Source organism: Aeromicrobium massiliense JC14, assembly GCF_000312105.1.
Lineage (GTDB): Bacteria > Actinomycetota > Actinomycetes > Propionibacteriales > Nocardioidaceae > Aeromicrobium > Aeromicrobium massiliense.
The window spans coordinates 637,767-661,147 of record NZ_HE978636.1 but is presented as its reverse complement, the minus strand read 5'-3'; the positions used below and the strand labels follow the sequence as shown (position 1 = coordinate 661,147).

Below are 23,381 nucleotides of genomic sequence, written 5' to 3'. Positions count from 1 at the left end.
GGTTCAGGTGCTCCTGTGGAGTGCGGTGGAAGGTCGACGGGACGCGGCGGCGTCAGATGTCGAGGAAGCGGACGTCCTTGGCGTTCTTCTGGATGAAGTCGCGGCGCTGCTCGACGTCCTCGCCCATGAGGACCTGGAAGATCGTGTCGGCCTGGATGGCGTCCTCGAGGGTGACCTGGCGCAGCACCCGGGCGTCCGGGTCCATCGTGGTCTCCCACAGCTCGGAGGCGTTCATCTCGCCCAGACCCTTGAACCGCTGGACGGGCGCTTCCTTGGGCAGGCGGCGTCCGGCCTCCTCCCCGGCGGCGAGCAGCGCGTCGCGCTCGGTGTCGGAGTAGGCCAGCTCGTGGGCGTGGTTCGACCACTTGATCTTGTACAGCGGCGGCTGCGCCAGGTAGACCTTGCCGGCCTCGATGAGGTCGTAGAAGTAGCGGAACAGCAGCGTGAGCAGCAGCGTGGTGATGTGCTGGCCGTCGACGTCGGCGTCGGCCATGAGCACGATCTTGTGGTACCGCAGCTTGGCGATGTCGAAGTCCTCCTGGACCCCGGTGCCCAACGCGCTGATGATCGCCTGGACCTCGGCGTTCTGCAGGATGCGGTCGATCCGCGCCTTCTCGACGTTCAGGATCTTGCCGCGCAGCGGGAGGATCGCCTGGGTGCGCGGGTCGCGGCCGTTCTTGGCCGAGCCACCGGCCGAGTTGCCCTCGACGATGAAGATCTCGCACTCCTCGGGGCTGCGCGAGGAGCAGTCGGCAAGCTTGCCGGGCAGGCCGCCGCCACCGAGGAAGCCCTTGCGGTTGCGGGCCAGCTCCTTGGCCTTGCGCGCGGCGAGCCGGGCGCTGGCGGCGTCCATCGCCTTGCGGACGATGATCTTGCCCTCGTTCGGGTTCTGCTCGAACCACGCGGCCAGCTCGTCGTTGACCGCCTTCTGCACGAAGCTGCGCGCCTCGCTGTTGCCCAGCTTGGTCTTGGTCTGGCCCTCGAACTGCGGCTCGGCCAGCTTGACCGAGATGATCGCGGTGAGGCCCTCGCGGATGTCGTCGCCGGACAGCTCGTCCTTGCCCTTGAGCAGGTTGTTGGCGTCGGCGAACTTCTTGACCGTGTTGGTCAGCGCGGTGCGGAAGCCCTCCTCGTGGGTGCCGCCCTCGTGCGTGTTGATGGTGTTGGCGAAGGTGTGGACGCTCTCGGTGTACGTGGCGTTCCACTGCATCGCGAGCTCCAGCGACATGCCGTTGGCCTCGTCCTCGCGCTCGAGGCTGATGACGTCGCGCTGGATCGGCTCGCGGTTGCCGGAGTTGATGAAGTTGACGTAGTCGACCAGGCCCTTGTCGAAGCGGAAGCTGACCTCGCGCTCGGCGTCCTCGTCGTCCTCGTCCGGGCGCTCGCGCTCGTCGCGCAGCGTGATCTTCAGGCCCTTGTTCAGGAAGGCCATCTCGCGGAAGCGCGTCTTGAGCGTGTCGTAGGAGTACTCGGTGGTCTCGAAGATGTCGGCGCTGGCGTAGAACGTGTTGGTCGTGCCGGTCTCGTCGGTCGCCTCGTGACGCTCGAGCTCGCCGTCGGGCACGCCGTACGTGAACGACTGCGTCCAGCGGTAGCCGTCGCGCTTGACGTCGATGTACAGCTTCGTGCTCAGCGCGTTGACCACCGAGACGCCGACGCCGTGCAGACCGCCCGACACCTTGTAGCCGCCGCCGCCGAACTTGCCGCCGGCGTGCAGCGAGGTGAGCACCAGGGTGACGGCCGGGATCTTCTCGGTGGGGTGGATGTCGACCGGGATGCCGCGGCCGTCGTCGACGACGCGGATGCCGCCGTCGGCCTGCATCACGACCACGATCTCGCTGGCGTACCCGGCCAGCGCCTCGTCGACGGAGTTGTCGACGACCTCGTAGACCAGGTGGTGGAGACCACGCTCACCGGTGGAGCCGATGTACATGCCGGGGCGCTTGCGCACGGCCTCCAGACCCTCCAGGACCTGGATGTTGCTGGCGTCGTACGTCTGGCCCTGAGAATCCGGAGTCTGCGTCACCAGTCCAGTGTACCGGCCTCCTACGCCCTCTCAGCGTCACATGTGCTCCGCGACACGCGGTGGACGTCTGTCCACACCCGGCTGAGACGGACGAGACGGCCCCTCCAAGCGGCTGGCGGACCGCCGACCAACCTCCGGTACCGCTGGAGCACCCTCCGGCGGCCCACGCCCCGGTCGGCGGCGTGCGGCTGGGTGGGGCCCGGCAGAGTAGGTGCCGTGCACACGACCCATCGCCCGCTGGCCGCCGTGCTGACGCTCGTCGGTGCGGTCCTCGCCGGCCTGCAGCTCGTGCGCCACGCGCTGCTCGACAGCGACGGACAGCAGCTCGACCAGGACGCGATGGAGGCCGTGTGGGCGGGCACCGACACCCGCGACACGCTGCTCAGCGTGCTGGGCTACGTGTCGATCGGCTCGGCCGCCGCGGTGCTGGCGGTCTGCGTGGTCACGGCGATGGCCCGGCGCAACGCGGGCCTGGCCGTCGCGGCGGTCGTGGTCGTGGCCGGGGCGAACCTGACCACCCAGGTGCTCAAGCACAGCGTCCTGGAGCGGCCCGACCTCGGCCTGGGTGACCACAACAGCATGCCCAGCGGCCACGCGACGGTCGTGCTGAGCGTGCTCGTCGCCGCCCTGCTGGTGGTCCCGCGCACCGGCCGCCCCGTGCTCGGCGCGGCCGGCGGCTTCCTGGCCACGTTCGTCGGGACGTCCATGGTGGTCGCGGGATGGCACCGCCCGGCGGACCTGCTGGTCGCCGCCTGCGTGTGCCTGGCCTGGCTGGGCGCGGTGTGCCTCGTGCTGCGCACCCGTTGGCGTCCGGCGCTGCTGACCTTCCTCACCGCGCTGCTGGGCTCGGCGGCCGCCTGCGTCGTGGTCGTGCTGATCGGCGTGCGGCCCACCGACGGCTGGGCCGGCGCGGCGGAGGCGGCGACGGTGCTCGGCGGCACAGGGGTCGCGTTCTCGCTCGCCCTCACCGTGGCGGCGGGCTTCCGCCCGGTGCGTCCTCAGCCGTAGGTGTCGCGCGGGCCGCGCCCGCCGCGCACCGACCGACGACCGGTCTTCCAGCTCGGGCCCTGCGGGCCCCGGACGTCGAGGAAGATGACCGATCCCTGGCCGATCTCCTCGTTGAGCCGGGCCAGGATCCGCGGCGCGAGCAGCTTGATCTGCGTCGCCCACGCGGTCGAGTCGGCCTGCACGGTCAGCCGACCGTCCTCGATCTCGACGGCGTGGCAGTGCTGGGCGACCTCGTCGCCCACGATCCGCGCCCAGTCGCCGATCGCCCGGTGGGTCGCCAGGTCGTCGGTCCAGCCCTGCGCGGACACCAGCGCGTCCAGGTGCTGGGCCAGCGGCGACGCGTCGTCGCGCTGCGGCCGGTACGGCTTGGCCGCGCGTCCACCGCTCCGGCGTCGGCGCCGGGGCTGGCTCGGCGTGGTGCGGTAGGCGTCGGCGATCTCGCGGGCCAGCGAGAGGCCGTCGTCCGGCTCCGGAGCTGCTGCGGCGGCGTCGGCCGGACGCTCGGGGGTGCCGTCGGGTCCCTCAGTCACGCTTCACCACCCCCTGTTCCACGTGGAACACCTGTCCGGACAACCCGCTCGGGACGTCCTCCAGCACCGCCGCCGTGACGAGCACCTGCTCGGCGTCGCCGACGAGGGCGGCCAGCTGGTCGCGGCGGCCGCGGTCGAGCTCGGCGAACACGTCGTCGAGCACGAGCACCGGGTCGTCGCCGTCCTCGCGCAGCAGCGCGAAGGACGCGAGCCGCAGCGCGAGCGCGAACGACCACGACTCGCCGTGGCTGGCGTAGCCCTTCGCCGGCAGGTCGCCCAGCGTCAGCACCACCTCGTCGCGGTGGGGGCCGACCAGGCTGACCCCGCGCTCGAGCTCGTCGGGACGGCGCCGCTCGATCTGCGCGAGCATCGCCTCGCGCAGCGCCGCCGGGTCACGCGCCTCGCCGAGGTCGAACGACGGCCGGTAGATGGCCGTGGCGGTGCGCCGGTCCTCGGCCGCGAGCGCCGCGACGTTGACGTACGCCTCAGCCAGGTGCGGGGCCAGCGCGTCGAGCAGCCGGATGCGTGCCGCCATGAGCTCGCCCCCGGCGCTGGCCAGGTTCTCGTCCCAGATGTCCAGCGTGCTCAGCTCGGCCCGGCGGTTGCGGCCGGCCGCCTTCAGCAGGGTGTTGCGCTGGCGCAGGATGCGGTCGTACTCGGCCCGGGTGCCGGCGAGCCGCGGCGTCTGCAGCACCATGAGCGCGTCCAGGAAGGCGCGTCGGTCCGACGGGTCGCCCTTCACCAGCGCCAGGTCCTCGGGCGAGAAGATCACCGTGCGCAGGATGCCGGCGAGGTCGCGCACCCGCGGCAGCGGCGAGCGGTTGACCCGCGCGCGGTTGGACTTGCCCGGGAGCAGCTCGACCTCGAGCAGCGCGGAGCGCTCGGCGCGCTGCACCTCGACGCGGACGACGGCGCTGTCGGCGCCGGCCCGCACCAGGGGAGCGTCCGAGGACACCCGGTGCGAGGCCAGCGTCGCGACGTAGTCGATGGACTCGACCAGGTTGGTCTTGCCCTGCCCGTTGGCGCCGACGAAGACCGAGACTCCCCGATCGAGCTCGATCTCGATCGAGTCGTAGGAGCGGAAGTCGTGCAGGGCCAGACGGGTGACGTGCATGTCAGACGGGGTCGGAGGCGTCCGCCGAGGCGGGGTCCAGGCCCTCCTCCTGCGCGGCGCGCACCGCGTGACCGCCGAACTGCTGACGCATGGCGGCGACCGCCTTCATGGCGGGGGACTCATCCTGGCGCGAGACGAAGCGCGCGAACAGGGAGGCGGCGATGGTCGGGGTGGCGACGGCGTTCTCGATGGCCGCCTCGACCGTCCAGCGTCCCTCGCCGGAGTCCTCGGCGTAGCCGCGGATCTTCGACAGGCCCGGGTCCTCCTCGAGCGCCTTGACCAGCAGGTCGAGCAGCCACGAGCGCACGACGGTGCCCTCGCGCCAGGAGTCCATGACCTCGGTGACGTTGTCGACCAGGTCGACCTTCTCCAGCAGCTCCCAGCCCTCGGCGTAGGCCTGCATCATCGCGTACTCGATGCCGTTGTGGACCATCTTGGAGAAGTGGCCGGCGCCCACGCGGCCGGCGTGGACGAAGCCGGAGTCACCCTCGGGCTTGAGCGCGTCGAAGGCGAACTGCGCCTTGGCGATGTCATCGGCCGAGCCGCCGGCCATCAGCGCGTAGCCGTTGTCCAGGCCCCAGACGCCGCCGCTGACGCCGCAGTCGACGAAGCCGACGCCGCGCTCGGCGAGCGCCTGGGCGTTGATCTCGTCGTCGGTCCAGCGCGAGTTGCCGCCGTCGATGACGACGTCGCCCTCGCGCAGCAGGGCGCCGACCGCACGCACTGTCTCGCGGGTGGGGTCGCCGGCGGGGACCATGACCCACACGACGCGCGGGGCGTCGGCGGGCAGCGCCTCGACGAGCGCCTCGAGCGAGTCGACGTCGCGGACGTCGGGGTTGTGGTCGAACCCGACGACGGTGATGCCGGCGTTGCGCATGCGGGTGCGCATGTTGCCGCCCATCTTGCCGAGACCGATGAGGCCGATGTGCACGCGGACCAGAGCTCCTCGCGAGGGTGGGGTGGTGGGACCGGTCAGCTCTGCAGCCGGACCGGCATGATCAGGTAGCGGAACGCGAAGTCGGGGACGGCCCCGACCTCGGGGACGCCGGCCAGGGCGGCCGGCTTCGTGTGCTGGGTGAAGGCCAGGTGGACGACCGGCTCCTGCATGACCGACAGGCCCTCGAGCAGGTAGCTGGGGTTGAAGCCGATCGAGATGTCCGGGCCCTCGATGGTCGCCTCGATGGACTCCGAGGCCTGGGCCTCGTCGCCGCTGCCGGCCTCGAGCAGCAGGCTGCCGTCGGAGAACGTCAGCCGGACCGGGGTGTTGCGCTCGGCGACCAGCGACACGCGACGCACCGCCTCGACCAGCGACTGGGTCGCGACGTAGGCAACCGTCTCGCCCTGGGTGGCGAACAGCTGACGGACGCGCGGGAAGTCGCCCTCGAGCAGGCGGGTCGTGGTGCGGCGGGTGCCGGTGCCGACCGTGCCCTCGAAGCCGATGAGGCCGTCACCGGCGTCACCGGTGGCGATCGCGATGGTCACGTCGCTGCCCGAGACGAGCGACTTGGCCGTGTCGGTGAGCACCCGGGCGGGGACGAGCGCGTGGGCCGAGACCTCGGTCTGCTCGGGGGCCCAGGCCACGTCGCGCAGGCTGGCGCGGAAGCGGTCGGTCGCCATGAGCGAGATCGTCGAGCCCTCCATCTCCAGGCGGATGCCGGTGAGCAGCGGCAGCATCTCGTCGCGGCCCGCGGCGGCGCCGGCCTGGGCCACGGCCTGGGCGAACTCGTCGGACTTCACGGTGCCCGAGGAGCTGGGCATCGTCGGCAGCTGCGGGTACTCCTCGACCGGGAGCGTCTGCAGGCTGAAGCGCGAGGCGCCGCAGGTCAGCGCGACCTTGGTGCCGTCCAGCGTGAGCTCGACCGGCTTGTTCGGCAGCGACTTCACGATCTCGGCGAGCAGCCGGCCGGAGACCAGCACACGACCGTCGTCGATGACCTCGGCCGGGAGCGTGGCGCGGGTGGACGTCTCGTAGTCGAAGCCCGAGAGCGTGAGCCCGTCCGGACCGGTCTCGACCAGCAGGCCGGCGAGGACCGGGACGCTCGGACGGTGGGGCAGGCTGCGGGCCGTCCATGCCACGGCGTCGGCGAGCGCGTCGCGTTCGATCCGGAATCTCACCTGGTGTCGCCTCTCGGAAGGTCGTGCTCGGGGGAACGACATGAATCCTGCCACGGCTCCAGGGGTCTCCGGTACCGGACCTGTCGGCCCCGACGTCCACAGGAACACGGCTCGTCCTGCTTCGGCCCTTCACGCGGTATGTAGTTCTGTCGTAGTCGTAGTAGCCGGTGTGGATGTCGTGGAAAACCCCTGTTTGGCCAGGTGGGAGTAGGCGTCGCCCCGTGGACAGCGTTGCGGGCGGTGTCGTGGACGACGCCCCGTCGGGTGTGGACGTGTCGTTCGTCCCCACACGCGACCCACCGTCGTCCCCCGTCACGTCCACAGCCGTCCGGCGATGTGCACAGGTCTGTCCCCAGCTGTGTAAACACAAAAAAAGTGCCTCCCGGGTCGTTCCGGGAGGCACTTTCGGCTCGATCGGGCCGGTTCAGGCCTGCTTCGCCTGCTGCTTGATGCGGTTCGTGAGCTCGGTGACCTGGTTGTAGACGGCGTGCTTCTCGGCCATGAGCTTGCGGATCTTGCGCTCGGCGTGCATGACCGTGGTGTGGTCGCGGCCGCCGAACTCCTGGCCGATCTTGGGCAGCGACATGTCGGTGAGCTCGCGGCACAGGTACATGGCGATCTGGCGCGCCTGCACCAGGTTGCGGCTGCGGTTGGTGCCGCACAGCTCGTCGATGGAGAAGTTCGAGTAGGCGGCGGTCTGGGCCATGATCAGGCCCGCCGTGACGTCCGGTTCACCCCCCTCGGGGATGAGGTCCTTGAGCACGATCTGGGCCAGCTGCAGGTCGACCGTCTGGTTGTTCAGGTTGGCGAACGCCGTGGCCCGGATGAGTGCGCCCTCCAGCTCGCGGATGTTCGTCTGCACCTTGCTGGCGATGAACTCCAGCACGTCGGCTGGCGCGGTCAGCTTCTCGATCGCCGCCTTCTTGCGCAGGATCGCGATGCGCGTCTCCAGGTCCGGCGGCTGGACGTCGGTGGTGAGGCCCCACTGGAAGCGCGTGCGCAGCCGGTCCTCGAGGTTCTCCAGGTACCGCGGGTGGCGGTCGGAGGTCATGACGATCTGCTTGTTCTCGTTGTGGAGCACGTTGAAGGTGTGGAAGAACTCCTCCTGCGTCTCCTTCTTGTTCTCCAGGAACTGCATGTCGTCGACCAGCAGGACGTCGGTCTCGCGGTACTTGCGCTTGAACGCGGCCTGCCGGTTGTCGCCGATGGAGTTGATGAAGTCGTTGGTGAACTCCTCGCAGTTCACGTAGCGCACACGCGTGCCGGGATAGAGGTGGAGCACGTAGTGGCCGATGGCGTGCAGCAGGTGGGTCTTGCCCAGCCCGGAGTCGCCGTAGATCATCAGCGGGTTGTACGCCTTGCCCGGTGCCTCGGCGACCGCGACGGCCGCGGCGTGCGCGAACCGGTTGGACGAGCCGATGACGAAGCGGTCGAAGATGTAGCGCTGGTTGAGCCGGGCCTCGGCGGCCGAGCCGCTGCGCGGCGGGGCGGCGGTCTGCCGGCCGGCCCAGCTGGGGACGAACTCCTCGTCCTCGTCGTCCTCGTCGTCGTCCTCCACCTCGGCCACCGGCTCGGGCTTCCTGACGTCAAATCTATTTGTCGACAAGTCAGTATGACTACCCGGCTGTTCGGCGATCGACGGATCGACGGTGACCCCCAGGCGGATCGGCTGGCCGTAGGCGGCGCTCAGCGACTCCTCGAGCGCGGCCCGGACGCGCGTCTCGAGCTGGGTGCGGGTGAGGTCGTCGGGCACGGCGACGATGAGCGTGTTGCCGTGCAGGGTGACCGGGCGGGCCGAGTAGACCCACACCTTCATCCCCGGGGACAGCGTCTCGACGGTGCGCGACCACGCCTCGACGGCGTCGTTCTCGTCAGTGGTCCCCGGATCGCTCATGTCTCCCCTTGCTCGCATCCACATGATTTTCCACAAGGTGTGCATGTCCGGGGCCTCCGGGCCCTCGATGCTGTGGAAAAGCCCCCGCGACCCGGCGACGCTAGCAGCGTCGAGCGCTCGGTCACAAGTGGTTCGCTGGTTGAGGGGTCCACGGTACGGCGTGTCGTCTGGACGCCCGACGCCGGATCGTCTATTGCGCGCGAGTTTGACCGGACGGGAGGGCACCCGTACCGTTGGATAGTCGTTGTCACGACCACTGCCGCCTGCCCGCAGGACGTCTTGTCCGCGGGCGAGCGGTGGCGATCGAGCATCACGCCGCCCGTCGACGAAGAACAGGATCTCCCCGTGAGCAAGCGCACCTACCAGCCGAACAACCGCCGTCGCGCCAAGAAGCACGGCTTCCGCCTCCGCATGCGCACGCGTGCCGGTCGCGCCATCCTCGCCTCGCGCCGCCGCAAGGGCCGCGCCGAGCTGTCTGCCTGAGCCTTGCTCCCGCGTGCGCACCGCATGCGGGCGAGTGCGAGCTTCCGGTCCGTCGTGCGCTCCGGCGTGCGTGCGGGCCGTTCGCATCTCGTGGTGCATGCGTCCACGGCTCCGGGCCCGGTCGAGGTCGGCTTCGTCGTGAGCCGCCGCGTGGGCCCGGCCGTGGTGCGCAACCGCGTCAAGCGCCGGCTGCGCGAGCTGGTGCGCGAGCGCCTCGACGCGCTGCCGGCCGACGCCCACCTGGTGGTGCGCGCGCATCCCTCGGCCGCCCAGGCCAGCTCGGTCGAACTGGGAGCGGACCTGGACTCCGCCCTCGCGACCGTCGCGCGACGTCTGGTGACGTCGTGAAGCACCTCCTGGTCGCGCTGCTCAAGGGGTATCGGCTGGTCATCAGCCCGATGTACGGCGACGTCTGCCGCTACTACCCCACCTGCTCGGCCTACGCCCTCGAGGCGGTGCAGACCCACGGCTCCGTGCGCGGCAGCTGGTACGCGGTCCGTCGCCTCGCTCGATGCCATCCTTGGAGCGCCGGCGGTCTCGACCCGGTGCCCGTCCGTCACGGAGGAACTGAATGCTCGACTTCCTAGGGTCGATCGGCTCGGCCATCATGACGCCGCTGTACTACGCGGTGTCCGGCGTGCTGCTCGCCTGGCACTGGCTCTTCGCCCAGCTGCTCGACCCCGACTCCGGCTGGACGTGGGCGCTGTCGATCGTCGGCCTGACGGTCACGATCCGTGCGCTGCTGATCCCGCTGTTCGTCAAGCAGATCAAGAGCAGCCGCAACATGCAGCTCCTGCAGCCCAAGATCAAGGAGCTGCAGAAGAAGTACGGCCACGACCGTGAGCGTCTGGCCCAGGAGCAGATGAAGCTGTTCCAGGAGACCGGCACGAACCCGCTGGCGTCCTGCCTGCCGATCCTCGTGCAGATGCCGATCTTCTTCGCGCTGTTCCGCGTGCTCGACCAGGCGGCCAAGAACGGCGCCGAGGGCGCGCGCGGCTTCCTGTCCGGCGAGCAGGCCGAGAGCCTGTCGAACGCCATCCTGCTCGGCGGCAAGATCGCCGACACGTTCGTCAACACGAACCTGTGGGAGACCCGCATCCTGGCGGTCGTGCTCGTGGTCGCGATGTGCGCCACGCAGTTCACCACCCAGCGCCAGCTGATGGCCAAGAACATGCCGGCCGAGGCACTGAACGGCCCGTACGCCCAGCAGCAGAAGCTTCTGCTCTACGTGCTGCCGTTCGTCTTCGCCATCTCCGGCGTCGCCTTCCCGATCGGCGTCCTCATCTACTGGACCACCACGAACCTGTGGACCATGGGCCAGCAGTTCTACGTGATCCGCCGCAACCCGGCGCCCGGCACCCCCGCCTTCGCGGCCAAGCAGGAGCGCGACAAGGCCAAGGGCAAGGTCGTCAAGGGCGAGGTCGTGCCGGCCGAGGAGACGGAGACCGAGGAGCAGAAGGCGGTCCGCCAGCGCCAGCAGCCGAAGAAGCAGCCGCGGAGCCAGCGCAAGAAGGGCCAGAACCCGCCCAACGGCGGAGGGAAGGGGAACCGATGAGCCAGGACAAGCTGATCCAGGAGGGTGACGTCGCCGCCGACTTCCTCGAGGGCCTGCTCGACATCGCCGACCTGGACGGCGACATCGACATGGACGTCGACGGTGACCGGGCGTCGGTGTCCATCGCCGGTGGTGACCTGCGGTCCCTCGTGGGTCCCGACGGCGAGGTGCTTGACGCCCTGCAGGAGCTGTGCCGCCTGGCCGTGTACCGCGAGACCGGTGAGCGCAGCCGGCTGATGCTGGACATCGACGGCCACCGCGCCGCCCGCCGGGCGGAGCTGGTGAAGCTCGCCGAGGAGGCCGTCACGCAGGTGAAGGAGTCCGGCGCGCGCGTCGCCCTGGCCCCGATGTCGCCGTTCGAGCGCAAGGTCGTCCACGACGTCGTCGCCGAGGCCGGTCTCGCCAGCGAGTCCGAGGGTCTCGAGACGTCCCGCCACGTGGTCGTCCTGCCCGCCTCGTGACGGTTTCACGTGAAACGACTCCCCCGCCGGCCGCGCACGAGCTGTTCGGCGACCGGCTGGCGCCCATGGGCGCCTACGCCGACCGACTGGCGACGGACGGGGTCGAGCGCGGTCTGATCGGGCCGCGCGAGGTGCCGCGCCTGTGGGAGCGCCACCTGGTGAACTGCGGCGTGGTGCTGCCCCGCGTGCCCGAGGGCTGCACGGTCGCCGACGTGGGCACGGGCGCGGGACTGCCGGGACTGGTCTGGGCGATCGCCCGTCCCGACCTGCAGGTCACGCTCATCGAGACGCTGCAGCGCCGGACGATCTTCCTGCAGGAGGTCGTCGACCAGCTCGAGCTCGCCAACGTCCGGGTGCTGCGCTCACGCGCGGAGGACGTCCGCGAGCAGTACGACGTCGTGACCGCGCGGGCGGTGGCCCCGCTGGCGCGGCTCGCCCGGTGGTGCCTGCCCCTCGTGGCACCCGGCGGCGTGCTGCTCGCGCTCAAGGGCCGGTCCGCCCAGGACGAGGTGGATCGTGACGGCGCCGTGCTCAGGAAGCTCGGGGCCCGGTCTATCGTGGTCACGACGTACGGCCCGCAGGACGACCCGACGACCGTGGTGGAGGTGGCGCGATGAGCGAGCCGACCGGATGGCCCTGGACGACCCCGCCGTCGCCCCAGCCCGTGGGCTGGCAGCCGACTGTTCCACGTGAAACGCAGGAGCCGCCTCGATGAACAACCCGCTCGGCGCCCCGTCGGCCGGCGCCCTGGCCGGCCCGGGTGCCGGCCTCGGCCTGGACGACGCCACTCCCCTCGCCCGTGAGGCCGCGGACCACGTGCAGCTGGCCGCCCGGGTCGAGCGCACGCAGCGCTTCGACCGTCCGGCGGACACCCGGATCTTCGTGGTCGCCAACCAGAAGGGTGGCGTCGGCAAGACGACGACCACCGTGAACGTGGCCGCCGCGCTGGCCATGCGGGGACTCAACGTGCTGGTGGTCGACCTCGATCCGCAGGGGAACGCGTCCACCGCGCTGGACATCCCGCACGCGGAGGGCACGCCGGGCGTGTACGAGGCGGTCGTCGAGGGCGACGACGTCGTCGACCTCGTGCAGACGTGCCCCGAGCACCCGACCCTCGACGTGCTGCCGGCCTCCATCGACCTGGCCGGCGCGGAGATCGAGCTCGTCTCGCTCGTGGCTCGTGAGTCGCGCCTCGACAAGGCGCTGCAGAGCTATCTCGACGTGCGTGAGCGCGCGGGACGCCGGGTCGACTACGTGCTGATCGACTGCCCGCCCTCGCTGGGTCTGCTCACGGTCAACGCCATGGTCGCGGGGCGCGAGGTGCTCATCCCGATCCAGTGCGAGTACTACGCGCTGGAGGGCCTGGGTCAGCTGCTGCGCAACATCGACCTCGTGCGCGCGCACCTCAACCCGCGCCTGGAGGTCACCACCATCCTGCTGACCATGTACGACGCCCGCACGAACCTGTCGGCGGGCGTCGCGCAGGAGGTGCGTGAGCACTTCCAGGACAAGGTCCTGCGCACGGCCATCCCCCGGTCGGTGCGCATCTCGGAGGCTCCGAGCTACCAGCAGACCGTCCTCACCTACGACCCCACGTCCTCGGGCGCGCTGTCGTACCTGGAGGCTGCACGCGAGATCACCGTCATGGCGAAACGGCTGGAGGACTGATGGCACGACGTGGACTGGGCCGTGGGCTCGAGGCGCTGATCCCGGCGACGCCGGCGGAGGCGAAGGAGGCCGGGCTGCAGGAGATCGAGGGGGCGCGCTTCGCCGAGATCCCGCTCGGCCAGATCGTCCCGAACCCGCGCCAGCCGCGCCAGGTGTTCGACGAGGAGCACATGGCCGAGCTGGTGCACTCGATCCAGGAGATCGGGCTGCTCCAGCCGGTGGTCGTCCGGCAGACCGGTCCGGAGGCCTATGAGCTGATCATGGGCGAGCGCCGCTGGCGCGCGCACCAGCAGGCCGGCCTGGACACCATCGCGGCCGTCGTCCGTGAGACCCAGGACGAGGACCTGCTCCGTGACGCCCTCCTGGAGAACCTGCACCGCAGCCAGCTCAACCCGCTCGAGGAGGCAGCCGCGTACGAGGCGCTGCTGGACGACTTCGGCTGCACCCAGGAGGAGCTGGCCAAGCGGATCGGCCGGTCGCGCCCGCAGATCAGCAACACGCTCCGGCTGCTGCGCCTCTCCCCGGCCGTCCAGCGACGGGTCGCCGCGGGCGTCCTGAGCGCCGGCCACGCCCGCGCGCTCGTCTCGATCGACGACGCCGAGGTGCAGGACCGCCTGGCCCAGCGCGTGGTCGCCGAGGGCCTGTCGGTGCGAGCCCTCGAGGAGATCGTCACCCTCGGCCCGGACGGCCGGGCGGAGCGCCGCACCAGCCGTCCGCGACCGACCGCGCCCAAGCTGGCCGACGTCTCGGCCCGCCTCTCGGACCGGTTCGAGACCCGGGTCAAGGTCGATCTCGGCCGCTCCAAGGGCAAGATCACCGTCGAGTTCGCCACCCTCGAGGACCTCGAGCGCATCGTCGCGCTGATGGACCCGAAGACGTCCTAGAAAAGCAATAAGCCGACAAGTTGCCTTGTCGACTTATTGCTTTGACGCTCTAAACGCTCAGGCGGTGTACTCCTCCAGCTCGGCCAGGATGGCCGACTTGGGTCGCACACCGACGATCGACTTCACGACCTCGCCCTGGTAGTACAGGTTGATCGTGGGCAGGCCGGTCACGCGGTACTGCGCCGGGGTGACGGGGTTGGCGTCGGCGTCCATCTTGACGATGGTCAGCTTCTCGCCCTTCTCCGCGGCGATCTCCTCGAGGATCGGGGCGACCTGGCGGCACGGGCCGCACCAGCTGGCCCAGAAGTCGACGAGGACGGGACCGTCGGCCTCGAGCACCTTGCTCTGGAAGTCGGCGTCGGTGACAGCTTCGATGTTGGCCACGAGGGCTCCTTCGGGTGAGTGGTGGGTCAGAGCAGGGACTCGGCCGGCGCGGGGGCGCCGGCGAGGGACAGGTCGGCGAGGTAGCGCTCGGCGTCCAGCGCGGCCGAGCAGCCCGTGCCGGCCGCGGTGATCGCCTGGCGGTAGGTGTGGTCGACCAGGTCGCCGGCGGCGAACACGCCGGGCAGGTTCGTGGCGGTGGAGCCGGGCTGCACGAGGACGTAGCCCTCGTCGTCCAGCTCGACCTGGCCCTTCACCAGCTCCGAGCGCGGGTCGTGGCCGATGGCGATGAACAGCGCGGAGGCCGGGACGCGACGGGTCTCGCCGGTCACGGTGTCGCGCAGGGTGACCGCCTCGAGCAGGCCGTCGCCGTGGATCTCGGCGACCTCGGAGTTCCAGGCCATCTCCAGCTTGGGGTTGGAGAAGGCGCGCTCCTGCATGATCTTGGACGCGCGGAGCTCCTCGCGACGGTGCACCAGGGTTACCTTGGAGCCGAAGCGGGTCAGGAAGGTGGCCTCCTCGACGGCGGAGTCGCCGCCGCCGACGACGAGGATCTCCTTGTCGCGGAAGAAGAAGCCGTCGCACGTGGCGCACCAGCTCACGCCGTGGCCGGACAGGCGGTCCTCGCCCTCGATGCCGAGCCGGCGGTAGCCCGAGCCCATCGCCAGGACGACGGTGTGCGCCTGGAAGGTGCGGCCGTCGGCGAGGGAGACGGACTTGACCGGACCGCTGAGGTCGACGGCCGTCACGTCGTCGGCGATCAGCTCGGCGCCGAACCGCTCGGCCTGGGCGCGCATGTTGTCCATGAGCTCGGGGCCCATGATGCCGGTCGGGAAGCCCGGGAAGTTCTCGACGTCCGTGGTGTTCATGAGCGCACCACCGGCGGTGACCGAGCCCTCGAACACGAGCGGGTTCAGGTTGGCCCGGGCGGCGTACACCGCAGCGGTGTAACCCGAGGGGCCCGACCCGATGATGATCAGGTTGCGAACGTCGGACATGGACGACCTTTCGGTGGACGACCCACGACGGGGTGGTGTGCTGGCGTCAACGCAGTCTAGGTGGTGGGTATTCCGGCCCGGGACGTCACGGCCGTCCGCGGACGACGACCTCCTGGACCTGGCCCTGGAACACCCCGGGACGTACCTCGGGGAGCCGGCGGAGCCAGACCACGACGTACCGGCTCAGCACCTGGTCCTCGAGCTCCATCTTGACCGTGCCGGTGACGTTGCGCCGGCTGGCGACCAGGCGCATGCCGACGGGGGACCGGGGCGCGCTCTTGCGGGTGGACGACGTGTAGACCGACAGGCTCGTGGGACCGTCGCCGACCCGGACCTCGACCGACGTCAGCTCGCGCTGGGTCCCGAGGTCCAGGACGAGCCCCACGCCGTCCTTGAGGCCGGCGAAGTCGGCGGACCCGAAGTACTGGGAGGTGCGCCACGCCGTCGCGTCGGAGTCGTCGGCGGCGAGTCCGGCGTCGGCGGAGTTCTCGCCGCCGTCGCGACCCTCCGGATCGATGGCCGTGACGCGGGTGACCGGCAGGCGGGTGATCTCGGAGGCGGAGGGCGGCTCGTAGCCGCCGTCGTCGCCCTCGACCTGCGCGGCGAACCAGCCCAGGGTGCCCGACAGCAGCAGGGCCCCGACCAGGCCGAGCAGCACCAGCGCCCGGTCGCCGTGCGTCATGAGGCGGGCCCGCGCCCGGGCGCGCTGCCACGAGGTGGGGGGCTTGGGTGCGTACGCCTTGGGCCGGCGCCGGGGCGGCTCCAGGCCGGGTGGCGGGCCGGCCGGCACGACGACGGGATCGATGCGCAGCAGGTCCGAGCCGTCCAGGTGCGACATGCTCGGCTGCTCGTCCGGGACGACGTCCTCGCCGACCTCGCGCAGCTCGTGGGCGACGTCGCGGGCGGTGCGCAGCGGACGGGCGCCGTGCCGCGGTGGCGTGCCCAGGATGCGGTCGCACACCTCGTCGACGTCGCGGGAGACGCCGGCCACGACCTGGCGCGGGTGCAGCACGTGCCCGTGGACGGTCGGCGCGGCCCGCAGGCCGTCGGTCGGGCCGCCGGGCCACCGGGCCGCCAGGCACGCGTACAGCAGCCGGCCCAGGTCGCGGACGTCCTCACGCTCGGGGTCGCGGCCGTCCTCGCGGACGTCGGGGCCGGGAGCGAGCGCGTAGGCGACGCCCAGGCCGACGATGCGCACGGCGCCGGACTGCTTCACCAGCACCTGGTGCGGCGACAGCCGGCGGTGGTGGAGTCCCTGCTCGTGGGCGCTGGCCAGCGCGAGGGCGACCTCGGCGACGACGAGCGCGGCCCGCCGGTTCGGCAGCGTGCCGTGGCGCAGCAGCTGGTCCAGCGGGAAGGCGCGGGCCCACTCGCGGACGACCACGGCGAACCCGCCGTCGTCGTCGAGCACGTCCAGGACTCGCAGGAACCGGGGATCGACCACGACGGTGGACGCGCGGGCGGCCGCGACGAAGGAGCTGGCCCGGGGATCGTCGGCGGGGAGCGTCTCGATGCCGACGTTGCGCTCCAGGACGTGGTCGCGGGCCCGCCAGGTCGCCGCGCCGAGGCGCTCGGAGACGCGTTCCATCAGCTCGTAGCGTCCTGCGACGAGGTCCCCTGAGGAGGGGAACCGCGCGTCCGCCATGTCGAGCCCTTTCGCCGCTTGCGCCCAGCCTAGGCAATGGGCCCAGCCGCGCGCGGCCGGACTAGCGGCGGGTGACGACGCGCAGCACCATGCCGATCTCGGCGATGCGCAGCAGGCGGCCGCCCACGAGGTAGGTCACGACGCCCAGCACGCCACCGACGGCCAGCGCGACCAGGCCGCCGCCGCTCTCGTCGACGTCCAGGCCGGCGAGGTCGAGGAGCCGCACGGCGCCCAGCACGACGGCGGCGGTGAGGGCCAGGTCCACCGCCAGGCGAAGCAGGAAGCCGAGCGTGACGGCGTCCAGCACGCGGCCGATGCGGCGCGAGAGCAACGTCGTGACCGCGATGGACCCGACCAGGTACGCGCCGCCGTAGGCCAGGGCCAGGGCGGCGGGGACGTGCTGCGGGTCGACCGTGCGGACGAACGTGACGGCGAGCGCGATGTTGGTGGCGGCCACCAGCGTCTGCACCAGGAACGGCGTGCGGGTGTCCTCGTCGGCGTAGAAGCCGCGCATCATCACGTAGTGCACGCTGAACAGCACGATGGCCGGCGCGAACGCCTGCACCGCGAGACCGATGACCTCGGCGTTGTCGCCGATCGAGCCCCAGGCGTGCAGCGGGGCGATGGCCTGCGGACCCAGGCACGCCACCCCGACGGCGATCGGCGCCACCACGGCCAGCGCGAGCCGGAGCGTGCGCATCAGCTCGGACCGCATGGGCGCGTACGCCCGGTCGGCCGCGAGCGCCGAGAGCGTCGGCATGAGCGCGGTCGCCAGCGAGACCGTCACGACCCCGTGCGGGACCTGGCTGATCAGGAAGCCCATCTGGTAGACCGCCGAGCCGCCGGCGGTCGAGCCGTCGGTCGCGCCCGACACCGTCGCCGACGTGGCCAGCCGGTTCACGACCACGAAGGCGACCTGGTTGACCAGGATGAACAGCAGCGTCCAGTACCCCAGGCGCAGCGTGTGGCCCAAGCCGGTGCCACGCAGGTCGAAGCGCGGACGGAAGCGGAACCCGACCGAGCGCAGGTACGGCACCAGCACGAGGGCCTGCACGACGATGCCGGCGGTCGACCCCGCGCCCAGCAGCCACGCCTCGCCGGTGGTGAAGCCGTCGACGTCGGTGGTGCCGCGCTCCGCGGCGCCGAAGACGACCGCGTAGGTCACCAGCACGAGGCAGGCGACCGCGTTGTTGACGATCGGCGCCCACATCATCGGTCCGAAACGGCGGCGCGAGTTGAGGATCTGCCCGGCCAGCACGAACGCGCCGTAGAAGAAGACCTGCGGCATGCACAGGCGCATGAGCAGCTCCGCGTCCGCGCGCTGGGCGGCGAGCTCGGGCTCGAAGAAGCTCTCGGCGAAGACCAGCCGGACGACGAGGGGCGCGAGGGCGACCAGCACGACGGTCGCCACGGCCAGGACGCCCAGGCCCAGCGTCATGATGCGCTGGGCGTAGGCGTCGCCGCCGTCGGGGTCGTTCTTCATGGCCCGGACGAGCTGCGGCACCAGGACGACGTTGAAGATGCCGCCGGCGACCAGGATGTACACCGCGTTCGGCACGGTGTTGGCGTTGTTGAAGATGTCGGCGTCCAGCGCCGAGCCCAGCACGTACGCGAGCAGGAAGAGCCGGACGAAACCGCTCAGTCGCGACACGATCGTGCCCAGGGCCATCCAGGCGCTGGCGCGGACGAGCTCGCCGCCGCCCTGCTGCTCGTCGGTGCTCACGCGGTGCCCTCCCGGCGGTCGCGGCGGCGGAATCGGAAGCGCCGCACGAGGGCGACGACGACGAAGAGGCCGGCCAGCCCGATGGCGACCCACAGCACCGAGCCGACGGCGCTCGAGCGCACGTTGAAGTCGACCGGCGTGCCGATGGGGTCGCCGTCGGGGGTGACCAGGGACGCGCGCAGGGTCGAGGAGCCCTGGTCGCCGACGTCCACCTGCACCGTGAGCGTGTAGCGCGCCCCGGCATCGATCGTCACGGGGTCGACGTCCTCCAGGGTCAGGCCCGGACGGCTCGAGCTGAGCTCGACGCCGACCGTGACCGGGCTGGCCGTGTCGTTGCTGATGGTGAGCGGGAACTGGCCCTGGCTGCCCGACAGCGTCACCTGCTGCGGGGTGCCGAGGGTGATCTCGCCGAGCTCGTCGTCGAGCTGCTGCTCGAGCTGACGGACGTACGCGCGTCCGCCCGCCGGGTCGTCGCGCCAGCGGACCGAGGCCGCGACCGCGACCCGCTGCTCGTCCGAGAGCGTGTCGTCGTCGGAGCTGCGCACCGAGCTCAGCGCCCGCTGGCGCTCGGCGAGCCGCTCGGCGGCGCGGACCTGCTCGACGGACAGGGTGTCGGCGTCGGAGCGGGACGGCACGGTCGCCGTCGTGCGCGGAACGGTGCCGCCGAGCCGGGTGTCGAGCGAGGCGCCCTGGACCCAGGGCAGGTCGTAGAGCTGGCCGAGATCACCGGCGGCCCACTGCGAGCCGGGGTCCCAGCCGCGCGGCAGGACGACGACGGCGTCCGTGGTGGCGTCGGGGTCGACGCTGCGCTGCAGGGACGCGAGCGCGGACTCCGAGGCCAGCCACTGGCGCAGATCGACCACGGAGTCCTCGCCGGGCACGCGGTCGAGCACCGAGTCCTGCAGCACGAGCGGCACGGTGCCGTCGTCGCCGGCGTAGCCGACCACGGCACCCTCGGACCACTCGGTGTCCTCCAGCGCGTCGCTCGGGACGATCAGCGGCCGGTCGCCGTCCTGGCGCACGTCGTCCACCAGCGCGGTGTCGACGCCGCGGCTCCAGACGACCCGGCGCCCGGAGAGACCCAGGTCCTCGAGGGTGCGGGTCGTGGCGTCGGCGACGACATCGGGCAGCGCGGTGCCGGTGGTGTGCCGCGACAGAGCGAGCGCGTCGGGCTCGGCGTAGTCGACGACCCACAGCGAGGTGCGCCGGGCGAAGGCCAGCAGGTCGTCGCGGAAGGACGTCACCTGCTGGCGCTGGGCGTCGGTGAGCTCCAGCTCGCCGGGCAGCCGGCGGCCGCGGGCGAGGTCGTCCAGCTCGACGAGCAGCGAGGGGTCGAGGATCGACGTGCTCGTCGCGGGGGACGTGCGGGCCAGGTCGAGCACGTGGCGTAGCCGCCCGGCCGGCGACACCGCGGCCAGCAGCGCCTCGGGGTCGCGGTAGGTGCCGTCACTGCCGAGGACGTCGGGGTTGGTGAACGGCCAGGCGACCGAGACCGGCACGCGGGCCCGGGCGCCCGACAGGTGCGGCAGGAAGGTCGTGGCCCGGGCGACGGCCTGGTTCTCGCGCACGCCCTCGGGGTCGGTGGCCAGCACCTGGACGCCGGTCGGGTAGACGCCGTCGGCGCCGGTGACGCCCAGCAGGCCGTAGGGCACGCGCAGGGTGAAGGACGTCGTGGAGCCGGGCGCGAGGTCGCCGAGCTGGGCGATCGCGTCGAGCTCGACCACGCGCACACCGGTGTAGGCGGTCGAGCTGCGGACGGCGTCGCGGACCTGCGCCCGCGTGGTGAACGGCGACGGGGCGATGACCAGGTAGGCCTGCGCGTCGGTCCAGGTCTCGCTGCCCCGGTTGGTCACGGTGCCCGACATGACGAGCGGGGCACCCTCGACGAGCCGGGTCTGGCTCATCGCCGTCAGCCGCACCTGCAGGTCGTCGGGATCGGCGGCGGCGGTCGCGGTGGGCGTCGCGGTGAGGGCCAGCACGGCCGTCGCCAGCACCGCCAGGAGACCCGCGAGTCGACGTCGGGCGGGCGTGGTCACCCCGACATCGTAGAGGGGGCCGCCGCGTACAGTGGTGCCTCGTGTCCCCGACCCTGACCCCCGAGCAGCGCGCCGCCGTCGAGCGCCACGTCGCCTCCGCCCCGCTGGCCGAGCTGGCCGGTCGCTTCGAGGCCGCCGGGCACGAGCTGGCGCTGGTCGGCGGCCCGGTCCGCGACGCGCTCCTGGGACGTCCGGGCGTCGACTGGGACCTCACGACGTCCGCCACGCCCGACGAGATCGAGCGGGTCGTGGCCGGCTGGGCCGACGCCCTCTGGGACGTGGGTCGCGAGTTCGGCACGATCGGGCTGCGCAAGGGCGACGACCAGATCGAGATCACCACGTACCGGGCCGACACCTACGACAGCACGTCGCGCAAGCCCACCGTCGCGTTCGGCGACCACATCGAGGGCGACCTGTCCCGGCGTGACTTCGCGGTCAACGCGATGGCTGTCCGGCTTCCGTCGCTGGAGTTCGTCGACCCGTTCGGCGGGCTGGACGACCTGGCGGCGCAGGTGCTGCGCACCCCGGTGACGGCCGAGCAGTCCTTCGACGACGACCCGCTGCGCATGATGCGCGCGGCCCGCTTCACCTCCCAGCTCGGCTTCACCGCCGCGCCGGACGTCGTCGAGGCGATGACCGCCATGGCCGCGCGCATCGAGATCGTCTCGGCCGAGCGGGTGCGCGAGGAGCTGTCCAAGCTGGTGCTGGGCCGTGACCCGCGGGCCGGGCTCACGCTGCTCGTCGACACCGGCCTGGCCGACCACGTGCTGCCCGAGCTGCCGGCGCTGCGCCTGGAGAGCGACGAGCACCACCGGCACAAGGACGTCTACGAGCACTCGCTCACGGTGCTGGAGCAGGCCATCGAGCAGGAGGACCGGCTCGGCGGCCCCGACCTGGTCGTCCGGCTCGCCGCGCTGCTGCACGACATCGGCAAGCCGCGCACCCGCCGCTTCCAGCCCGGGGGCACCGTCACCTTCCACCACCACGACGTCGTCGGCGCCAAGCTCGCCCGCAAGCGGCTCAAGGCGCTGCGCTACAGCAACGACGTCGTCGACCAGGTGAGCACGCTGGTGGAGCTGCACCTGCGCTTCCACGGCTACGGCAGCGGCGAGTGGACCGACTCGGCGGTGCGCCGCTACGTCCGCGACGCCGGCGACCAGCTCGAGCGGCTGCACATCCTCACGCGGGCCGACTGCACGACGCGCAACCAGCGCAAGGCCGCCCGGCTGCGCCGGTCCTACGACCACCTCGAGGAGCGCATCGAGGTGCTCTCGCAGGCCGAGGAGCTCGCGTCCATCCGGCCCGACCTCGACGGCCAGCAGATCATGGCGCTCCTCGGCGTCGAGCCCGGTCCGGTGGTCGGCGAGGCGTACCGGTTCCTGCTCGACCTGCGCATGGACCGCGGGCCGATGAGCCCCGACGACGCCGCCGCGGCGCTGCGGGCCTGGTGGGCCGCCCGCGCCTAGACGTGCGACGACCCCGGTCCGGCGGGTGCCGGACCGGGGTCGCCGGAGGGGTCACTGCAGGCTGAAGCAGGGCTCGGAGAAGTCGTAGCCCTCGGCCGTCGGGCCGACCGTCAGCTCCTGGGCGATCGCCACGCCGGTGGGCGCGGACTCGTCGACCTTGCTGATGACGCTCGCCCGGTACGCCGTCTCGCTCGGCTCACCGGTCGTGCGGCCGGCCTCCGGGGGCAGGATGCCCTCGTAGTCGACCTCCTCGAGGTTCTTGGCCGCCTCGACGATCGCCTCGCGGGTCACGTCGCCGTCCTCGGCGGCCTTCTCGATCGCGGCCAGGAGCGGGTAGCTCCAGGTCCAGCCGGCGGTGTACCCGTCGTTGGGCGACACGTCCTCGCCGATCGCCTGACGCATGGCCTCGTGGCCGGGCGTGTCGGAGCCGAACGGACCCCACGGTCCGGCCTGGAAGTACAGCGCCTTGAGCGCCGGCGCGGCAGCCGAGTCCAGCAGCGCCGGGTTCCAGGTCGGGCTCGAGCCGACGAAGGTGCCCTTGAAGCCCTGCGCGGCGGTGCCGCCCACGAGCGTGGCCATCTCGGCGGGGCCGGTGCTGACGACGACGAGGTCCGGCTTCTCCTTGAGGATCGCGGCGACCGCACCGGCCTGGTTGTCCTGGCCGGTCGGCGTCTCGATCTTCTTGAAGTCGAGGTTGTTGGCCTTGGCGGCGGCCTCGACGCCGGCCGCGGCGTCTCCGCCGTAGTCGCCGGGGTAGCCGACTGCGACGACCTTGCCCTTCACACCGCGGTTCTGCACGGCCCAGTCGACGCCGTTCATCGCCTCGAAGCAGTAGTTCGCGCCGCTCTCCAGGATCTGGTCCTCGAACTCCCAGGCGGAGTTCCACGAGGCCGGGACGCCGATGACGTCGTCGCTCTTCATGTCCTCGAGGATCGCGAGCGTCTGGGACGAGCCCAGCGTCTGCGCGAGCGCGGCGACGTCCTTGCGCATCTCCTGGTACTTGCGGTTGTGGACCTCGGGGTTGTACTCGGCGTCGGCGATGTTGCTCTCGACGTCGATGTCGTACCCGCCGACGCCGCCGTCCTCGTTGACCTTCTTCCAAAACGCCTTCTGGGCGTCGGTGATCGGGACCGCGAGCGGGGCGAACGGGCCCTTGGTGAGGTCGGAGATGACGCCCAGGTAGATGCAGCCGTTGTCGGGGTTGATCTTGGCCGGGCAGGGGTCGGAGCTCACGCCGTCGGTGGCGCCGCTCCCGTCGTCGTCGCCGCCGCTGCGGCAGCCGGTCAGGACGAGCGCGGTGAGCGTGAGGCCGACGGCCGCACGCAGCACGGGGGTGTGCAGCTTCATGCAGGGTTCCTTTCGGGGTGGACGGCCGACGGCCGCGCCGGGAGGTG

Annotated in this window: 22 protein-coding genes; 10 read left to right on the top strand and 12 right to left on the bottom strand. The window is 71.6% G+C overall.

Annotated features, from left to right (window positions below; genetic code table 11):
- Positions 1-52: 52 nt before the first annotated feature.
- Positions 53-2,026 (bottom strand): DNA topoisomerase (ATP-hydrolyzing) subunit B, encoded by a 1,974-nt coding sequence (gyrB, locus tag HGAM_RS03395; protein WP_019144067.1) that lies wholly within the window; start codon positions 2,024-2,026, stop codon positions 53-55.
- A gap of 216 nt (positions 2,027-2,242) precedes the next feature.
- On the opposite strand from gyrB, the gene HGAM_RS17500 reads away from it, so the two are divergent.
- Complete coding sequence (locus HGAM_RS17500) at positions 2,243-3,034, top strand: phosphatase PAP2 family protein (protein ID WP_019144066.1); 792 nt, start codon at positions 2,243-2,245, stop codon at positions 3,032-3,034.
- On the opposite strand, the gene HGAM_RS03385 is transcribed toward HGAM_RS17500, so the two are convergent.
- The 5 genes from HGAM_RS03385 to dnaA form a co-directional block, all read right to left on the bottom strand.
- Positions 3,025-3,564, bottom strand: a complete 540-nt coding sequence (locus tag HGAM_RS03385; RefSeq protein WP_019144065.1) for a DciA family protein — start codon at positions 3,562-3,564, stop codon at positions 3,025-3,027. The two genes, HGAM_RS17500 and HGAM_RS03385, sit on opposite strands and share 10 nt — an antisense overlap.
- Positions 3,557-4,678, bottom strand: coding sequence for a DNA replication/repair protein RecF (gene recF, locus HGAM_RS03380; RefSeq protein ID WP_019144064.1), 1,122 nt, complete (start codon positions 4,676-4,678; stop codon positions 3,557-3,559). The genes HGAM_RS03385 and recF overlap by 8 nt, the downstream gene beginning before the upstream one ends.
- 1 nt (position 4,679) lies before the next feature.
- Positions 4,680-5,609 (bottom strand): phosphogluconate dehydrogenase (NAD(+)-dependent, decarboxylating), encoded by a 930-nt coding sequence (gene gnd, locus HGAM_RS17495; RefSeq protein ID WP_019144063.1) that lies wholly within the window; start codon positions 5,607-5,609, stop codon positions 4,680-4,682.
- Between the two features lie 41 nt (positions 5,610-5,650).
- The gene (gene dnaN, locus HGAM_RS03370) at positions 5,651-6,793 is read right to left on the bottom strand and encodes a DNA polymerase III subunit beta (RefSeq protein WP_019144062.1); all 1,143 of its coding nucleotides are present in this window, start codon (positions 6,791-6,793) and stop codon (positions 5,651-5,653) included.
- A 424-nt stretch (positions 6,794-7,217) separates the two neighbouring features.
- Complete coding sequence (gene dnaA / locus HGAM_RS03365; protein WP_019144061.1) at positions 7,218-8,687, bottom strand: chromosomal replication initiator protein DnaA; 1,470 nt, start codon at positions 8,685-8,687, stop codon at positions 7,218-7,220.
- A 345-nt stretch (positions 8,688-9,032) separates the two neighbouring features.
- On the opposite strand from dnaA, the gene rpmH reads away from it, so the two are divergent.
- The 8 genes from rpmH to HGAM_RS03330 all read left to right on the top strand — a co-directional run bounded on the left by rpmH (position 9,033) and on the right by HGAM_RS03330 (position 13,738).
- The gene (rpmH, locus tag HGAM_RS03360; protein WP_019144060.1) at positions 9,033-9,170 is read left to right on the top strand and encodes a 50S ribosomal protein L34; all 138 of its coding nucleotides are present in this window, start codon (positions 9,033-9,035) and stop codon (positions 9,168-9,170) included.
- A gap of 3 nt (positions 9,171-9,173) precedes the next feature.
- Positions 9,174-9,518, top strand: coding sequence for a ribonuclease P protein component (gene rnpA / locus HGAM_RS03355; protein ID WP_038951528.1), 345 nt, complete (start codon positions 9,174-9,176; stop codon positions 9,516-9,518).
- A complete protein-coding gene (yidD, locus tag HGAM_RS19985) occupies positions 9,515-9,757 on the top strand; it encodes a membrane protein insertion efficiency factor YidD (RefSeq protein ID WP_020691393.1) in 243 nt (80 codons plus the stop codon). Before rnpA ends, yidD begins: the two co-directional genes overlap by 4 nt.
- On the top strand, positions 9,742-10,725 hold the full coding sequence (gene yidC, locus HGAM_RS17490) for a membrane protein insertase YidC (protein WP_019144058.1): 984 nt from the start codon (positions 9,742-9,744) through the stop codon (positions 10,723-10,725). The genes yidD and yidC overlap by 16 nt, the downstream gene beginning before the upstream one ends.
- Positions 10,722-11,186, top strand: a complete 465-nt coding sequence (locus tag HGAM_RS03345) for a Jag family protein (RefSeq protein ID WP_019144057.1) — start codon at positions 10,722-10,724, stop codon at positions 11,184-11,186. Before yidC ends, HGAM_RS03345 begins: the two co-directional genes overlap by 4 nt.
- Positions 11,183-11,803: a 16S rRNA (guanine(527)-N(7))-methyltransferase RsmG gene (gene rsmG / locus HGAM_RS17485; protein WP_020691394.1), complete on the top strand. Its 621-nt coding sequence runs from the start codon at positions 11,183-11,185 to the stop codon at positions 11,801-11,803. The genes HGAM_RS03345 and rsmG overlap by 4 nt, the downstream gene beginning before the upstream one ends.
- A gap of 94 nt (positions 11,804-11,897) precedes the next feature.
- Positions 11,898-12,854: a ParA family protein gene (locus tag HGAM_RS17480; protein ID WP_019144055.1), complete on the top strand. Its 957-nt coding sequence runs from the start codon at positions 11,898-11,900 to the stop codon at positions 12,852-12,854.
- On the top strand, positions 12,854-13,738 hold the full coding sequence (locus HGAM_RS03330) for a ParB/RepB/Spo0J family partition protein (protein WP_019144054.1): 885 nt from the start codon (positions 12,854-12,856) through the stop codon (positions 13,736-13,738). Before HGAM_RS17480 ends, HGAM_RS03330 begins: the two co-directional genes overlap by 1 nt.
- Before the next feature lie 57 nt (positions 13,739-13,795).
- Here the strand turns inward: HGAM_RS03330 and trxA are convergent, their stop codons facing one another.
- The 5 genes from trxA to HGAM_RS03305 form a co-directional block, all read right to left on the bottom strand.
- Positions 13,796-14,122 (bottom strand): thioredoxin, encoded by a 327-nt coding sequence (gene trxA, locus HGAM_RS03325; protein ID WP_019144053.1) that lies wholly within the window; start codon positions 14,120-14,122, stop codon positions 13,796-13,798.
- Positions 14,123-14,148: 26 nt separating this feature from the next.
- Entirely contained in the window at positions 14,149-15,117 is a 969-nt protein-coding gene (trxB, locus tag HGAM_RS17475; RefSeq protein WP_020691395.1) for a thioredoxin-disulfide reductase, read from the bottom strand.
- An 85-nt stretch (positions 15,118-15,202) separates the two neighbouring features.
- A complete protein-coding gene (locus HGAM_RS03315) occupies positions 15,203-16,705 on the bottom strand; it encodes a protein kinase family protein (protein ID WP_147543488.1) in 1,503 nt (500 codons plus the stop codon).
- A 118-nt stretch (positions 16,706-16,823) separates the two neighbouring features.
- On the bottom strand, positions 16,824-18,485 hold the full coding sequence (gene murJ, locus HGAM_RS03310; RefSeq protein WP_019144050.1) for a murein biosynthesis integral membrane protein MurJ: 1,662 nt from the start codon (positions 18,483-18,485) through the stop codon (positions 16,824-16,826).
- On the bottom strand, positions 18,482-20,521 hold the full coding sequence (locus tag HGAM_RS03305; protein WP_019144049.1) for a DUF6049 family protein: 2,040 nt from the start codon (positions 20,519-20,521) through the stop codon (positions 18,482-18,484). The genes murJ and HGAM_RS03305 overlap by 4 nt, the downstream gene beginning before the upstream one ends.
- 41 nt (positions 20,522-20,562) lie before the next feature.
- Between HGAM_RS03305 and HGAM_RS03300 the strand changes: the two genes are divergently transcribed.
- Positions 20,563-21,987 carry a CCA tRNA nucleotidyltransferase gene (locus HGAM_RS03300; RefSeq protein ID WP_019144048.1) on the top strand — a complete coding sequence of 475 codons (1,425 nt, stop codon included), beginning with the start codon at positions 20,563-20,565 and terminating at the stop codon, positions 21,985-21,987.
- 51 nt (positions 21,988-22,038) lie between these two features.
- Here the strand turns inward: HGAM_RS03300 and HGAM_RS17470 are convergent, their stop codons facing one another.
- A complete protein-coding gene (locus HGAM_RS17470; protein WP_019144047.1) occupies positions 22,039-23,334 on the bottom strand; it encodes an ABC transporter substrate-binding protein in 1,296 nt (431 codons plus the stop codon).
- Positions 23,335-23,381: the final 47 nt, after the last annotated feature.

Excerpts from the sequence above, each read along its gene's own strand:
- recF (WP_019144064.1), bottom strand. The coding sequence starts at position 4,678 with ATGCACGTCACCCGTCTGGCCCTGCACGACTTCCGCTCCTACGACTCG.
- dnaA (WP_019144061.1), bottom strand. The coding sequence starts at position 8,687 with ATGAGCGATCCGGGGACCACTGACGAGAACGACGCCGTCGAGGCGTGG.
- yidC (WP_019144058.1), top strand. The coding sequence starts at position 9,742 with ATGCTCGACTTCCTAGGGTCGATCGGCTCGGCCATCATGACGCCGCTG.
- HGAM_RS03345 (WP_019144057.1), top strand. The coding sequence starts at position 10,722 with ATGAGCCAGGACAAGCTGATCCAGGAGGGTGACGTCGCCGCCGACTTC.
- HGAM_RS17480 (WP_019144055.1), top strand. The coding sequence starts at position 11,898 with ATGAACAACCCGCTCGGCGCCCCGTCGGCCGGCGCCCTGGCCGGCCCG.
- HGAM_RS03330 (WP_019144054.1), top strand. The coding sequence starts at position 12,854 with ATGGCACGACGTGGACTGGGCCGTGGGCTCGAGGCGCTGATCCCGGCG.
- trxB (WP_020691395.1), bottom strand. The coding sequence starts at position 15,117 with ATGTCCGACGTTCGCAACCTGATCATCATCGGGTCGGGCCCCTCGGGT.
- HGAM_RS03315 (WP_147543488.1), bottom strand. The coding sequence starts at position 16,705 with ATGGAACGCGTCTCCGAGCGCCTCGGCGCGGCGACCTGGCGGGCCCGC.
- HGAM_RS17470 (WP_019144047.1), bottom strand. The coding sequence starts at position 23,334 with ATGAAGCTGCACACCCCCGTGCTGCGTGCGGCCGTCGGCCTCACGCTC.